Origin of the sequence: Paenibacillus sp. GP183, from assembly GCF_900104695.1 — a bacterium.
In the GTDB taxonomy this organism is placed as follows: Bacteria; Bacillota; Bacilli; order Paenibacillales; family NBRC-103111; genus Paenibacillus_AI.
In genome coordinates, this window is sequence record NZ_FNSW01000001.1 from 858474 (window position 1) to 873853 (window position 15380).

Genomic DNA, 15380 nt, shown 5'->3' on the forward strand with positions numbered 1-15380 from the left:
CAATTAGCCCCAATACCGCCTGGATACGCAGTGTTCTTTGGCCAGCTTGAAGCTATCCAAATCTACAATTTCAATTGCTTTTATCGATTCAGGGGAATGGATCATCCGTTGGTCTCCGGCATAAATCCCCACGTGGTGAATAGCTCCCTTTCCTTCTTCATGAGCGAAAAAGAGCAGATCACCAGGTTCCAACTGTTCCTTTTCAATCAGGGCTCCCTGTATGGCTTGGTCAGAGGTGTCTCTTGGAATCGAAATCCCGGCAAATCTGTGCATACTGTAAGCGAAACCGGAGCAATCGTAGCCGAATGAAGACATTCCGCCCCATAGATAAGGCAGATTGAGAAACCTTTTTCCCTGCTCCACGATTCCGCGTCCGATATGGCCTTCAATTGACTTAAGTGCCGAAGGAGCTTCGATCAAGCGAACTTCATCCGCTTTTAAATATGCGATGCCTTCCGGGGTCTGCACTTTCACCCACTCCTCCGTTTCTTCAAGCACAGGAAGAGAGGTCAGAAAGCTCAATTCAATCAAATGTTCGGAGGGACTCCTGTACAACCATGCATGTCCGGAGATCACTTCTGCCATCTTCGATCCGGCAGGAGCTTCCGTCTCATTAACCAACTGGCATCTTGGCACCCATCCAGGATAGCCCAATGCTTCCTTGCGGGTTCCCTGCTGCGGGATGAGCACCTTTATCCAATCTTCCTGTTCTTCCACTACGAGAACGGAAGTCCCATACAGAATTTGAGTCTGAACCCGATTTGCTTCACTCAAGTCCACCTTATCCTTTACCGTCATACGGCGCCGCCACTCTCTTATTTCTGCCGGATGCTTCAAAGCAGGCTCATCCAAAGACCGGGGGGATTCGGGCTTCGTCCAAACTGTTGCGACGGAAACAGCTGCTGCCATTCGTTTCAACTCGTTCATGATCCCACTCCGATACTTTGGCTGTGGGCCACGTCGCGAATCCCAAGGCCGGCTTCATGAGGGAAGGTCATCATCCTTCCATTGTACTGCACACCGCCAACCACGATATCGTTGAGCATCATCAGAGGGGCATCAAAATCGAAGCGGGTAATGTTCTTCTTGCTTGCCGCAAGATGAGCTGCAGCTGTAACGGCCACACGGGATTCAATCATACTGCCTACCATGCACTCGACACCAAATTCTTCAGCAATATGGTTAATAATTTGCGCTTTGTAAATTCCGCCGGACTTCATCAGCTTGATATTAATCATATCGGCTGCACGGCATTTCAGCACCTCGAAGGCTTGTGCGGGTGAAAACACGCTCTCATCCGCCATGACTGGAGTCTCCACCGCATTGGTAACTGTCTTCAGTCCTTCGATGTCATGAGCTTTCACCGGCTGCTCTACCAATTCAATGTCAAGCCCCAGGTCCTCCATGCGCCGGATAGTGCGGATCGCGTCCTTAACTTGCCAGCCCTGATTCGCGTCTACGCGTATTTTGACCCCGTTCCCGACGCAGCTGCGGATTTCCTTAATTCGCTCGATATCTTCCAGGATGTCATCTTTGCCTACTTTAATTTTCAGAACATTAAACCCTTCCTGCACATAACGGATCGCGTCTTCTCCCATTTCCTTAGGCGAATTAACGCTAACGGTGAAATCCGTCTCGATCTCATCCTTATATCCTCCAAGAAACTGGTATAGGGGCAGACCGCAGTACTGCGCGATCAGATCGTATATGGCCATATCCACAGCCGCTTTGGCACTGCTGCTGCCGATCATCGAATGATGAATCTCCTGCAGAATTTGTTCATAAGCCAGCAGGTTTTTGCCGATCAAGAGTGGGGTGAGCGTATGTACAATAGCCGAATGGATACTGTCCAAGCTGTCACCGGTTATGACGATGGTCGCTGGAGCTTCTCCCCAACCGATCCTGCCGTCGTCAGCTTGAATCCGGACTAAAACTGACTCCGCGTTATATACAGTGCGCAGTGCTGTTTTGAACGGCTTTTTCAAACGAGTGGACTGCCTCATTACTTCAATGCTTTTAATGTTCATGTTCGCTGCCTCCTCTTATGCCACAAAACTACTTCTGAAGCATATGCTCATGCCTCTACACCGGGTTCTTTACATTCCAGCGACTTATCATACGTGCACAATCTTGCTTCTATGCCGATCGGAACGGCAATATTCGGAGAGCAGTGGCCAATCTTAAATCCGGAAAGCGTCGGCTTTCCTGCGGAAACAATTTGATCGTCAATAATTTGCTCCAAGGTAAGCGATAATTTACGTTTGTTCGGTATACAATTATTAAAATCACAGACCATAATTCCAGCCGCATCGGCAAATTTTCCGGCTTGTCTCAATTGGTTCAACATCCGGTCCAACCGATAAGGTTCTTCGTCAATATCTTCTATAAAAAGGATTCTCCCTCTCGTGTCCAGCTCATAAGGAGTACCGAGCGTGCTTGCGATCAAGGAAAGGTTCCCGCCGACTAAGGGTCCGAAGGCCTCTCCTTCCACTAAGGTCTGTAGAGGGGAAATCGCTTCGGTATAGCGAAGAACGGATGGGCGAAACAGCGTTTCAAAATTTTGAACGGTCAGCAGGTTTAAATCCTCTTTACCCAAATCGATCAGCATAGGGCCGTGGAAAGTAACCAAACCTGCGAATCTCCCGATAGCAGCGTGCAAAAAGGTAATGTCACTGTAGCCCCAGAAAATTTTTGGATTAGCACGGATAAGATCATAGTCGAGCCTATCGGCAATTCTCCCGCTGCCGAATCCACCTCGTGCGCAAATGATCGCATGGATGTTCGGATCAGCAAACATGGCATTCAATTCCAAAGCCCGTTCCTCATCGGTTCCTGATAGGTAACCATGCTGCTTAGAAAGAGTGTCTCCGACACATACATGAAGTCCCAGATTTTCAAGATAGACAGCGGATGCTATCATCTGATCTCTGTCACCCCAGCTCGCTGGAGCCGTGATGCCAACTGTATCTCCGGGTTTTAAGCTTCGAGGCTTGATAAGCTCAATCATTATTAATGCCCCTTCCTCACTTGAAAAAAAGGGGAGGAGCACCCGTACAGGTGCACACCCCTTTGAAATCCGAACTTATTTCAAATTCGCCAATTTGAAGTCAATGAAACCGAAAGCATGTCTGACGACGCCTTCCAATTTATCGCTTTGCAAATAAGCCGTGTTGTAGAAGTAAAGCGGCAGAATCGGTGCTTCGTCCATGAGGATTTTCTCTGCATCATGCATCATTTTGAAACGTTTGGCCTCATCTGGTTCACTAAATGCATCTTTAATTAATTTATCATATTGCGCGTTAACCCAACCTGTTCTGCTGAAAGGGTTGGTCGATTGGAATCCGTCCAGGAAGTTGATCGGATCTGCAAAGTCCGGAAGGAAAGAAGAACGGGACAATTGGAGCTGCAGCTTCTTTTGTTCGGCTGTCATCACTTTTCCTTCTTTGTTTGCCAGTTTCACATCAATACCCAGGTTTTCTTTGAACATGGCTTGAACTGCTTGAGCAATTCTTTGACTGACATCGTTGGTATTATAAGTCAATGTAACTTCAGGCAGTGCTGCATAGCCAGCTTCCTGCATCCCTTTTGTCAAAAGCTTCTTAGCTTCGGCTGCGTCGAACTTGATCAGGGTTCCGCCCACTTTGCGGAAATCTCCGCCTGCTGGATCTTTAAGTCCAGGAGATACAAACCCTTCAGCAGGCTTCTGCTTTTGCTTCAATACCAAATCAACAAGCTTTTGTCTGTCTACGGCCGCAACGAACGCTTTACGGATGTTGGCGTTGGTGAAAGGTGCCATTTTCGTATTAAAACGGTAGAACGCCGTTCCTGCAGCATCCTGGACCGTCACTTTATTCTCTGAAAACAATTTATCGCTCATGTCAGCCGGGATGGTTTCGGTCGAATGAAGCTCTCCAGTGGAGAAGAGCTGGTAAGCAGTGTTGGAATCATTGATCATTTTGTAAGTGACGCCATCCAGCTTCACATTGGCAGCATCCCAGTATTGGGCGTTTTTCACCATTTTCAACTCGCTGTCATGCTTCCATTCCGTAATGGTGAACGGTCCATTGCTGACAATCGTTGCTGCTTCGCCAGCCCATTTCGCACTCTTATCCACGGCAGCTTTGTTTACCGGGAAGAACGCGGGGCTGGATACCATGCCTATTAACCAGGAAGCAGGCTGTGCCAAAGTAATTTCAAGTGTCTTGTCATCAACAGCTTTAATTTTTACGCCATCGGCTGTACCCTTACCGGAGTTGTAGGCTTCCGCGCCTTCAATCGGATAAGCGAGGAACGCTGCATCAGAGGCTGTTTTAGGATCAAGCAGACGCTTCCATGCATACTCAAAGTCGGCAGCTTTCACTGGATCTCCGTTCGACCATTTAATGCCGTCACGCAAGGTAAACGTGTACTTTTTGCCGTCAGGAGTGACTTTCCACTCTTTAGCCATAGCCGGCTCCGGCTGATGGGTCTTACCCAGACGTGTCAGTCCTTCAAACGCGTTGTTGACAATGTCGTAAGAAATTTGGTCAAATCCGATCGGAGGATCGATGGACGTCGGTTCTTTTGAATTGTTGTACAGGACGATTTTGGGCTTGGTTTCTTTTCCGGTATCCGTCGTCGTTTTGGCTCCTGTGCTTTGATCCTTGGTGCACCCTGCAAGTACCGTTCCGAAAATCAATGCGCAGCTGATTAGCAATGCTGAAACCTTTTTCATGAGCACAACTCCCTTTAATATAGTGTGATTATTTATCCTAGAGCCGTCTTGAGGTTAATCTTGATCGGCTGCTTGAATACATGTTTGGCCCTGGGATCCTGCAGCCAGCAGGCTGTTGAGTGGCTTTCGGATACAGCTGTCTGCTCCGGCTGGTACACTCCGCAGACCTCCATGGCATGGCTGCAGCGCGCAGCAAAAGCGCAGCCTTGCGGCGGTGCGAACAGATCCGGCGGCGTTCCGGGAATCGGTGTGAGCGGGAGGTTCTTATCCGTGTCCAGACGCGGCATGGAAGCGAGCAGCCCTTTGGTGTAGGGATGCTGCGGATTGCTGAACAGCTCATTCACTGTTCCTGCTTCGACGATCTTTCCGGCGTACATGACATTGACCCGATCGGCAATCTTGGCTACAACGCCAAGGTCATGCGTAATGATGATGATGGCGACACCGGTTTTTCTCTGGAGCATCTTGAACAGGTCGATGATTTGAGCTTGAATGGTGACATCCAGCGCCGTTGTCGGCTCGTCCGCAATGAGAACGGAAGGATTGCAAACCGCTGCGATGGTGATCATAATCCGCTGTCTCATGCCACCGCTGAACTCATGCAGATACTGCTTCATCCGCATCTCGGGATTAGATATGCCTACCAGTTCAAGCATTTCGACGGCTCTTTTGCGAGCTTGCGAACGTGTTATTTTCTGATGGCGAAGGATCCCTTCCATAATCTGCTCACCAATCGAGATGGTGGGATTCAGGGCTGTCATCGCATCTTGAAAAATCATTGAGATTTCAGAGCCTCTCAGCTCCCTAAGCTGCTTCTCGCTCAACTTGACCAAATCTTCGCCTTTGAAGCGGATGCTGCCTTGGCTGATCCTCGAGCTGTACTCGGGGAGCAAGCGCATCAAGCTGCGGGCAGTCACACTTTTACCGCAGCCGGATTCTCCCACGATCGCGAGAGTCTCACCCTTGTCCAGCGTTAAGCTGACTCCGCGGATCGCTTTGACTTCTCCGCCGTGAGTGGTGAAAGAAACATGCAGATTCTCGACAGCCAACAGAACATCGTACGGATTCGCAGATTTCATAATGGCTACCTCCTCCTTTGCTTCGGGTTAAATGCGTCATGTAACCCATCGCCCACCAGATTAAAAGCAAGCATCGTCATCGAAATGAAGAATGCCGGATAGAACAGGCGCCACCATTGTCCGGACAAGATGGTCGGCAGACCATCATTGGCCATGACGCCCCAGCTCGCCAAAGGAGGCTGAATACCGAGGCCGAGGAAGCTTAGAAACGCTTCCGCGAAGATCGCCGACGGAACGGAGAACGTCACCTGCACAATAATGACGCCGAGCGCGTTGGGCAGCAAATGCTTGCGAATAATGTAGCCCGCGCCTCCGCCCAGCGTCCGAGCCGCCAATACGTACTCTGAGGTTTTCAAGCTAAGCACCTGTCCGCGTACGATCCGGGCCATTCCGATCCAACCGGTGGCGCTTAATGCCACGATGATCGTCAGAAGGCCTGGACCCATGACAACCATCAGCAGGATGACGATTAGCAGATAAGGAATCCCGTATAGAAGATCGACGAAGCGCATCATAAGGTTGTCAACTCGACCGCCTAAGTAACCGGCAATGCCCCCATAGACAATTCCGATTAGAAAATCGATCAAAGCAGCCATAAGGCCGATAAACAACGAGATGCGAGCTCCGTAAAGGATACGGGCGTATACGTCGCGACCCAGCTCATCCGTGCCGAACCAGTGCGCCGCCGTTGGTTTCTGGTTGGCATCGAGCAGCACCTGCTTGAAGTAGCTTTGATCGGTAAGCATCGGGCCGAAGATGGCAAGCAGCGCCATGAATAGGATGACGATCAATCCAGCGATTGCCAATTTATTGGAACGCAGCCTGTTCCAAGCCTCCTGCCAGAACGACAGCCGTGGCCGGATAATCGTTTCCGCCGTACCTGGACTATTCAGCATAGGTACAAATAGGGAATCCGGAATGTTCATCATGATCCCTCTCTCCTGTGCAGCTTGATTCGGGGATCAATGAGGCCGTAAGCAATATCCACCAGAAACATCATAAAAATCAAGAGTGCGCTATAAAATACGGTCGTGCCCATAATGATCGCATAATCGCGGTTATTGATGCCGTCGACAAAATATTTGCCCATTCCTGGGATGGCGAAAATTTTCTCGATGACGAAGCTCCCCGTAAGGACATTGGCCACCAAGGCGCCAAGCAGAGTTATAACCGGCAATACTGCATTGCGGAGCGCGTGCTTGAGGACAATTGTTGCAGGTGAGAGCCCTTTGGCCCTGGCCATTTCGATATAGTCGGCCGTAAGCACTTCCACCATGTTGGCCCGGGTTAATCTGGCGATAATCGCCATGGGTCCGGTTGACAGAGCAAACGCAGGCAGGATTACATGCTTCCAGCTTCCCCAAGTGGCTACTGGAAGAAGCCTCCACTCTACTGCGACATATTTGATCAGCATGGTCGCCACTATGAAGTTAGGGACCGCTATACCGATAACGGCTAGAATCATCGCGAAGTAATCGATCATGCGGTTCTGCCTGAGTGCAGCGACCGTCCCGAGCGCAATGCCAGATACGATGGCAAATACGATGGAGACGATGCCAAGCTTGAACGAAACCGGAAAGCCCCGATCGATCATGGAATTGACACTGTCCGGAAAGTGGCCGATGGAAGGTCCAAGGTCCAATGACAGCAGCGATTTTAGATAAAGCAGGTACTGGACGGGAAGCGGCTTATCCAAATTATAAAATTCCATCATGTTCTGAACGGCGGTCGGATTCGAATTCTTGCCTTCCTTCTCGAACGGCGATCCCGGCACAGCATGCATCAGGAAAAAAGTAATCGTAATAATGAGCCACAGTGTGACAATCATGGATATAAATCTGCGAAAAATATATGGCGCCACGCTCTCACCCGTTTCTTAACAAAATGAAGTTCTCATTGCCAGTTCAGTCATGACCAGCATTGCTTGGTAAGCTTTCAGAATGTTTTTGGCCTGGAAAGTAACAATCGGGCTGTTCTCATCTATAGCCGTTCCCGGCATCAAGTGAGCCCACTCGGCTTGGCCGTAGTTGGCGAATTCAATCGTCAGCACCGGATGATCCGGCGGCACGAGCGGCTTCACTTTACTGCGGTTCGCCAGCGCTTCCCTCGTTTTCTCCCGAAGCAGCTGCCCGCTTTTTGCCGGAGTCAAGCACAGTGCTGCAGTCCGCGAAATCCGCTTCTTTACGATCGCTGTCGTCACTCCCGGAATGAGCTCTTCCGCTTCGATCGCCGTCTCATCATCCCCTGCGACCATTAGAACAGGTACGCCGTAATGTCCGGCAACATACGCATTAAAACCGAGTTCACCGATTGCAATATCGTTTATGTACATATTACGCACGCCGAAAATCATCGTATGGCTTAGTACACCTCTCCTGGCAGCTCTTGTATGGTAGCCCAGAAAAGCCGCTCCAGCGAAGGAAGAGTCCAGGCCTTGTACCATGGAAAATGGTTTTACATCTCCGGAGATCAGCTGTGTATCGGGATGGAGCTTCTCGATTAACAGATTGTTCATCTTGGAGTGGCTGTCGTTGACAATGACTTCCCTGCATCCTCCTTCAAAAGCGGTTTCGATCACATGATTCGCTTCTTCCGTCATCATGTGCTGCCCTCGCGTGTAGTTGTACTGTCTTGAATCGACAAATGTGTTATCCACCAGTCCGGTAATGCCTTCCATATCAATGGAGATATACAGCTTCATGGGTCGCTCTCCTTTATTGTAGAATAAAAAACCCAGCAAACAGCTTCAGGATCTACATCCCGAATAACCATTTGCTGGGTTTTATTTACGTGTATGTTGCCATACGGATAAATAAAGCAGCTTACACTGTACCGGAAGCATGGAATCCCGACTCTTCCCGGCCGTTAAGTGCTAATTTGTATTTTTTTTGTGCGTCCTTAAACGCTACAATCAGAGCCTTTTGGGAAGATCCGTGATATCTGCGGCGGATCTCCTCCGCTATAACTTCAAAGAGAAGCATACTGTGGCCCATGAAGATGGAGCGAACAAAATCCGATGTGAGCGGAATGGTGGACGAGCATCCTGCATCGATGATCTTATGGCTCGAAGTATCCACGACAAGTGCGATAAAAAACGCGCTGTATTGCTGTGTAATCGGATTATTTCCGGGAGCCTGGGCATCTCCGATAATATAAATGGTGTCTTTGTCGTATAACATTCGCTCACTCTCCTTAGAGATTTGCGGAGTATTACCTGCTTTCAAAGAATGCGCTTAGCATTATGTCCAATTTCTGTACGGGATGTGGGAAGAGGTGCTTCCAACGACCGCCAGATGCCAGAATACTAAAGATGTAATATAGTCTAACATCACATTGACATGTTGTAAATAACGAATCACCGATCGCTACTTTAAGAAGTTGAAATGCAATAGATGTGCAAGCTCTTCTTCCGCCTCAAAATAGACACTTTGCCCTTTTCTTTGATACAGGCCGTTCATCACCAGGATGAGGCCCCATTTCTCTTGTTTATGGAAGTACATATCACTGAGCAGTCCATAAGCATCACCGGCATGTCCAATGAGCCTATATCCCGGGATCAGATCGTCAGTAATCTGAAACTGGAGCCCGCTATTGCGAAAGAAGCCATCCCGCCGATGTCCTGACCAATGAGCGGTATGCATGAGATCCGCCGTCTCCGGCTTCAGGATCCGAATCCCGCCCAGCTCGCCCGCTTTCACATGTGCTTCCAGAAACCGGGTCAAATCATGCACAGTCGTTCGAAGTCCACCCTGTGGGCTGAACAGCGCTCCGTTGGTACCCGGCACATAGCCGCTGTAATCAATGGGATCCGGCTTCCTTCCGCCAAAATCATCGGTTCCGACAATAAAGCGGTTATCTGCCTCTGAGTATTCGTAAAGCACAGCAATGGAATCCATATCCTCAAAATCACCGATATTAAAGCTTGACTCGTTCATTCCAAGCGGTTCGAACAGGTGCATCCGGCAGTATTCGTCGAAGCGTTCATTGGAAAGCTTCTCAACAATTGCAGCCAGTATAACAGCTCCTAGATTCGAGTATTCAAAGCTGTCCGGATCCCCTGGCTGTCCATCGCCCCAGAGGCTGTCTGTATAATAAGGCCCATCCGGCATCAGGATATCCGCGAGCCTTATCTTGGGCGGGTTCTCACTGCGCGAATCAACGACAAATCGTACATATTCGTCTTGTAGACCCGAAGTATGGGTCATGATGTGCTTGATCGTAATCGGAATATTCGGATACTTAGGACTTCTTACAGGAAACCCGAGTATCTCTCCCACATCCTGATCGATTCCGCATAAGCCCTTTTCCACAAGCTGCATGATGGCCGTTGCGACCACTGTCTTGGAAATAGAAGCTATCCGGAATACGGTATGATCCGTTACAGGTATACGCCTGGCGATGTTCGCCCAACCATACCCTCCACTCCATATCTTCTGCCCTTCATGTATCACGGAGGCTGCTAAACCAACGATCTTATGCTTGTCGAGCAGCTGCCTGATCCGATCATCCAAAGAAATCAAGAAAAGCCTCCTTCGTGCAAAGCATTTGTAAATAAAATATGAATTCTACTTACATTATAATAAAGCCTGTCCATGCTGTGTAGATTTTTTTTCCATTTATTTTAAAAATGAATTTCGAAATCATCGAGCCGTTTCTTTTAACATCTCAGATTCGACGGCTTGAGAATGGGTGCGCTCTAACCTTTGCTGGTATGAGGCTTCTAACTGTTCTCGCAGAAAAGGTGACTTTTCCAAAGCGATTTGAAACATGTCTCTATGGATCTTAAGGAACGTGCAAAGCGTTAATGTCCGAATCGTAGCCGTCCTTGGAATCTGCTTCAATAAAGCGATCTCTCCAAAATGGTCACCATCCTCTAATACAGCTATTCTGCGAGACTCTTCCATATCCCGGCTATGCAGCACTTCCACCTTGCCCCTTACAATGATATAAAACCAATCCCCAGGCGCACCTTGTTCGATTACGGTAACTCCCGGGTTAAAGTTCTCTGTCATCATATATTTTTGGACATCTTCTAGAACATCGTCATCCAATTCCATAAACAATGGAATCTGTTTTAACCGATCGAGCGTTATTCCCGCATCTCTCCCGTCGGAGCTTACTTTAAAGCCGCTTTGCTTTGCCCAAATGCTTCGATAAATATCGGATTTTTCCAGCAGCTCTTCATGAGTGCCGGAGTCAACCATCTCACCGTCGTTCATGACGAAAATCCGAGTCGCGCCTCTGGCGGTATGTAAACGATGCGTGACGGAGATAATTGTTTTCGATGATGATACTTGATGAATGGTTTCATGAATGGCCATCTCTGTATCCGGATCAAGTGACGAAGTTGCCTCGTCCAGCACGAGTATATCGGGCTCGCGCAGTAGAGCTCGAGCTATGGCGATACGCTGCTTTTGTCCCCCTGAAAGATATTGTCCCCGCTCCCCAACTATAGAGTCATAGCCATTTGGAACTGAAATAATCCACTCATGAATACCTGCAGCCCTTGCAGCGGATTCAACTTCTTTGTTATCCGCATCAGGCTTACCTATCCGGATATTCTCGCCAATGCTCATATTAAACAGGGTTATTTCCTGTGGCACATATCCGGTTAATGCCCGAAAAGAATGTACAGAGATTTCCTTTACATCGATTCCATCCATCAGTATGCTTCCTTGATCAGGCTCATAAAATCTCAGAAGCAAGCTTATAAGTGATGATTTTCCTGAACCGCTTTTGCCGACGACTGCGCAATACGATAAAGCAGGCAAGGACATGTTAATGTTTTTAAGTGCTTTTCGTTCAGGCGTATATCCAAAAAACACCTGTTTTAAATGAATTCCTTCCGAAAAACGAATCGCTTTCGAGGGGTATTTGTTCAAATCCTGTTCCTCGCTCGGTTTTTCGGCAAGCACAGCGTCAATCCTCTTGAGGCTGATTGTGGCGCTAACGAATTGAGGCAAATTCTGGGTAAGAGATGCAGCGTATCTGCTCATTCCGATATAAAAGCTTTGAAATGCAACTAACATTCCTACCGAAATCACATTTCCAACCGTGAGGAAAGCTCCCACGGCAATGATCAGCATATTCAATAGAACCAGTGTTTTGGTAACCGCGTTATGCATTAATTTATTCAAGAACTGCGCCTGAGTCCATAGCGGCGAAATGCGATCTGAAGCTGACTTCATTCGCTGATATTCCCAGTCTCTTAGTCCGTAAGTTCGGATAATTTCATGGTTTTCCACACTTTCCAAGAGTAACTGCCCATAATTTTCTTTTGTTCTGTAGGTTTCGTTTGCTTCTGTCGCTTTTTTATTCAGGAATCTAGGCAGTAGAAAACATAATGGAATTCCAAATAAGGTAAGCAATGAAAACCGCCAATTTAGTGTAGCAAGAAATATCGTTGAAATTAGCAATCCAGCCAAAGAATAAACTACCGTTTGGAAACTAAGAAATGACGCGTGTATTTGATTTACGTCTGTAGTGAACCTCGAATGGATGGAATTTGCAGCTGTTTTCTTGTAATAGGACACGGAAAGAGATTGGAGATGAGAAAATAAAAAATGGCGCAGATCGTTTTGCACTTGTACTCCTATCTTTATTAGCAAATGATCCTTAATCAAGTCACTCAGCGAAGACGCCACTGCTCCTGCTATCAGGACGAACAAAAAAACAGTTAAAATCTCGATTTTTCGCGGAATTAAAATATTATCAATTAAATATTTAAAACTGAGTGAAAAGGTAATTTCATAGGTCAGAGTGAACATCATTAAAAATAATATCAAAACAGATTTCCATCCGTATTTTGCGTACTGTAACACTAAAAATGCAATTAAGCGTTTCATTTGGACGTGCTGCTCCCATCTGCATGCCTAGTCATCGCAATGGCTTGAGCAATCATACCCTCATCAAACGGTTTTTTTAGGAAAGTGTTGATCCCGATTTGCTTTGCCTTCTCTCTATGGTCATCATGGTCTTCAGCGCTCAAAATTATGATTTTTGCCTCGTTGTTCATTTTCTTAATCTCTTCGGCTGCTGTAAGCCCATCCATGATCGGCATTGTAATATCCATGATTATAAGATCGGGTAATAAGCGATGATACAAGTCAATCGCTTCCTCCCCATTCATAGCATCGCCACATATAACATAGCCTTTCTTTTCCAACATATTGCGCAACATTCGGTGAATGACGAGAGAATCATCGACAAGAAGGATTCGGTTGATGGTTTGTTTATGATTTAGTCCCTTCAACATTTTCTTATGTAAATCCTCTACCGAGAACGGCTTGACCATATAATCGCATATCCCGGCTTTGTAGGCTTGAACAATGTTGCTTTTTTTGCTCTCGCTTGTGAGCATAATCACCGGTATATGCTGAAATCTGCTGTCACTTTTGATTATCTCCAGCAATTGCAAACCATTCATCCCCGGCATGTACCAATCCAGAAAAATAAGCTCGATTTTATCCCGATGCTTTTTCAAAAGTTCTAGTGCTTCCTTACCGTCTAACGCTTGCAAGATGCTTCTGCCGAATTTTTCTATCTCATGATTGATCATTCTGCCGATCAATGGAATATCGTCTACAACGAGGATATAAATCTCTTCAGGCAACGCTATCACCTCTTCACTCGATAATATGTAACGTCATTTGCTTCGACAAGTTCAAATAATTGTTTATTGACGAAAAACAATTCGGTATTGCCTAGGAAGAATACGCCTCCGGCATTCAATATATTCGCCATTTTATGGATGACTTCTCTTTTTAAATCTTCATGAAAATACAGCGTCACATATCGGCAAAAGATCATATCGAACCGGCCTAACGACTCGAATGGGCTTTTCAAATTGAACTTCCGGAATCTTACGGCATTTTTTATCGATTCGTTTACGAGCCAGGCTGTATTATCTTGAATAAAATATCCATACCTGAATTTGCTTTCCAACCCCCTTGACATCGTATGGTTGTCGTATTTACCTTCTTGGGCAAAACGCACAGCTTTCGCAGAAATATCCGTAGCTACAATCTCGAAATCGGATAAGCGGATATCGCCTATTTCATGACTAGTTAAGTAATGGTCGATGCACATCGCTATCGAATAAGGCTCCTGACCGGTAGAGCAAGCTGCACTCCAAATTCTTACGGAAGTGCGTTTGCCTTCGCGAAATTCCCTGATATAGGCTGGAAGCAGCACTTCCTCAAAGAGCCGCCAAAGTTCCTTGTCCCTGAACCACAGAGTTTCCTGTGTAGTGATCGCATCGATAACCTGTTCGGACAACAAGTTATCGAATTTACTTTGATGCAATTGATAATAAAAATCCTCGAAATTTTTCATGCGGGATTGGGCTATCAGCTCTTCCAGTCTGCTTTCAATTAAATAAGCTTTATCCCGGCTGATATAAATGCCGCATTGATCCATAATGTATTTCTGCATGAGCGTAAATTCATAATCGGATAAATACGTTCTCATCGATATTCATCCTTACTCGCAACAACTTCCTGAATGCAGGCGGAAATCGATTCCAAATCTTCGATTCGATCGGCAAGACCGGCCTCTACCACGCTTTTAGGCATGCCGTAAACGACGCATGTCCTTTCACTCTGGGCAATGCAATACCCGCTGCCTTTTTGTTTAATTTCTTCGACGCCAAGCTTCCCATCCGAACCCATACCTGTGAGGATGACACATACGACGAGTTCGCCTTCATAGGCATTAGCCACGGATTTGAGCGTCACGTCTGCGGACGGCCTGACACTGTGAATCGGGGGAGAAGTGTCCAGTTGAACAACTTTATTATGTCCATCCATAACCCCTACGGTTAAATGATAGCCTCCTGGCGCAATCATAATTTTGCCTGCTGCGATTAAGTCCCCCTCCTTCGCCTCAACAACCGGGAGTACGCATTTTTTACTTAACGAATTGGCCAGATCCTTGGTAAATTCCGCAGGCATATGCTGCACAATTATAATGGGTATTGGAAAATCAGCGGATATTCCTTTGCAGATCGTTTCCAAAGCCGTTGGACCGCCTGTGGAGGAAGCGATGACCACTAACGACACACGCTCGTTTGACTTCTTCCTGTAAAGGGGTTTAACTGCGGGAGAAGTATTTTCGTGTTTATTTGTGAATGATGTGCTCATTATGGATTGTGTGGTCATGATTTGTGTAAACATATTTTGGAGCAGATCGCTGATTTTTTCGATCCCATTTGGAAAATATTCACGAGATAAATTTAAAATATAGTCCAATTCACTTAGATCAGAAACTTTTACAGATTTGTTCACCTGTCCCAAATTATCGATACTAAACAAGATGATGACCAATTCTGGATGAAGCGAACGCAGCTGACTCAGTGTTATCTTCCCGTTCATATCGGGCGAATGCATGTCCAGTAATACGACGTCGATTTGATTTTGTCTTAACCTTTCGAATGCAAGAGAAACATTGGAAGCGATATGCTCCACCTGTCCAATTTGTGTTCCTTCCACCGCTTCCCGGAGCACTCTTTTATAATTGTTCACAGCCTCTACAATCAGAACTTTTATCTTATTGGCACTGCCCATAACAACATTCCTTTTCGATATCCT

14 protein-coding genes are annotated in these 15380 nt (G+C 46.9%); all 14 read right to left on the reverse strand.

All coding sequences use genetic code 11. The features are described 5' to 3' along the window. Positions 1-3: 3 nt before the first annotated feature. A complete protein-coding gene (locus BLV33_RS04260; protein ID WP_090788587.1) occupies positions 4-927 on the reverse strand; it encodes a C40 family peptidase in 924 nt (307 codons plus the stop codon). Continuing rightward, positions 924-2027 (reverse strand): dipeptide epimerase, encoded by a 1104-nt coding sequence (locus BLV33_RS04265; protein ID WP_090788589.1) that lies wholly within the window; start codon positions 2025-2027, stop codon positions 924-926. Before BLV33_RS04265 ends, BLV33_RS04260 begins: the two co-directional genes overlap by 4 nt. 47 nt (positions 2028-2074) lie before the next feature. Next, on the reverse strand, positions 2075-3007 hold the full coding sequence (locus tag BLV33_RS04270) for a S66 peptidase family protein (RefSeq protein WP_090788591.1): 933 nt from the start codon (positions 3005-3007) through the stop codon (positions 2075-2077). A gap of 75 nt (positions 3008-3082) precedes the next feature. Continuing rightward, positions 3083-4714 carry a peptide ABC transporter substrate-binding protein gene (locus BLV33_RS04275; protein WP_090788593.1) on the reverse strand — a complete coding sequence of 544 codons (1632 nt, stop codon included), beginning with the start codon at positions 4712-4714 and terminating at the stop codon, positions 3083-3085. A gap of 32 nt (positions 4715-4746) precedes the next feature. Then, positions 4747-5793, reverse strand: a complete 1047-nt coding sequence (locus BLV33_RS04280) for an ABC transporter ATP-binding protein (RefSeq protein WP_090788595.1) — start codon at positions 5791-5793, stop codon at positions 4747-4749. A 5-nt stretch (positions 5794-5798) separates the two neighbouring features. Beyond that, the gene (locus BLV33_RS04285) at positions 5799-6719 is read right to left on the reverse strand and encodes an ABC transporter permease (RefSeq protein WP_090798662.1); all 921 of its coding nucleotides are present in this window, start codon (positions 6717-6719) and stop codon (positions 5799-5801) included. Beyond that, positions 6719-7654 (reverse strand): ABC transporter permease, encoded by a 936-nt coding sequence (locus BLV33_RS04290; protein ID WP_090788597.1) that lies wholly within the window; start codon positions 7652-7654, stop codon positions 6719-6721. Before BLV33_RS04290 ends, BLV33_RS04285 begins: the two co-directional genes overlap by 1 nt. Positions 7655-7669: 15 nt before the next feature. Continuing rightward, on the reverse strand, positions 7670-8494 hold the full coding sequence (locus BLV33_RS04295; RefSeq protein WP_090788599.1) for a M55 family metallopeptidase: 825 nt from the start codon (positions 8492-8494) through the stop codon (positions 7670-7672). A 121-nt stretch (positions 8495-8615) separates the two neighbouring features. Then, positions 8616-8972: a DUF3870 domain-containing protein gene (locus tag BLV33_RS04300; protein WP_090788601.1), complete on the reverse strand. Its 357-nt coding sequence runs from the start codon at positions 8970-8972 to the stop codon at positions 8616-8618. Positions 8973-9158: 186 nt separating this feature from the next. Further along, entirely contained in the window at positions 9159-10313 is a 1155-nt protein-coding gene (locus tag BLV33_RS04305) for a serine hydrolase domain-containing protein (protein ID WP_171909005.1), read from the reverse strand. A 120-nt stretch (positions 10314-10433) separates the two neighbouring features. Continuing rightward, on the reverse strand, positions 10434-12638 hold the full coding sequence (locus BLV33_RS04310) for an ATP-binding cassette domain-containing protein (RefSeq protein ID WP_090788604.1): 2205 nt from the start codon (positions 12636-12638) through the stop codon (positions 10434-10436). After that, positions 12635-13405: a response regulator gene (locus tag BLV33_RS04315; RefSeq protein WP_090788606.1), complete on the reverse strand. Its 771-nt coding sequence runs from the start codon at positions 13403-13405 to the stop codon at positions 12635-12637. The genes BLV33_RS04310 and BLV33_RS04315 overlap by 4 nt, the downstream gene beginning before the upstream one ends. Before the next feature lie 5 nt (positions 13406-13410). Continuing rightward, a complete protein-coding gene (locus BLV33_RS04320; RefSeq protein WP_090788607.1) occupies positions 13411-14262 on the reverse strand; it encodes a CheR family methyltransferase in 852 nt (283 codons plus the stop codon). Further along, a complete protein-coding gene (locus tag BLV33_RS04325) occupies positions 14259-15356 on the reverse strand; it encodes a chemotaxis protein CheB (RefSeq protein ID WP_090788609.1) in 1098 nt (365 codons plus the stop codon). Before BLV33_RS04325 ends, BLV33_RS04320 begins: the two co-directional genes overlap by 4 nt. Positions 15357-15380 lie beyond the last annotated feature (24 nt).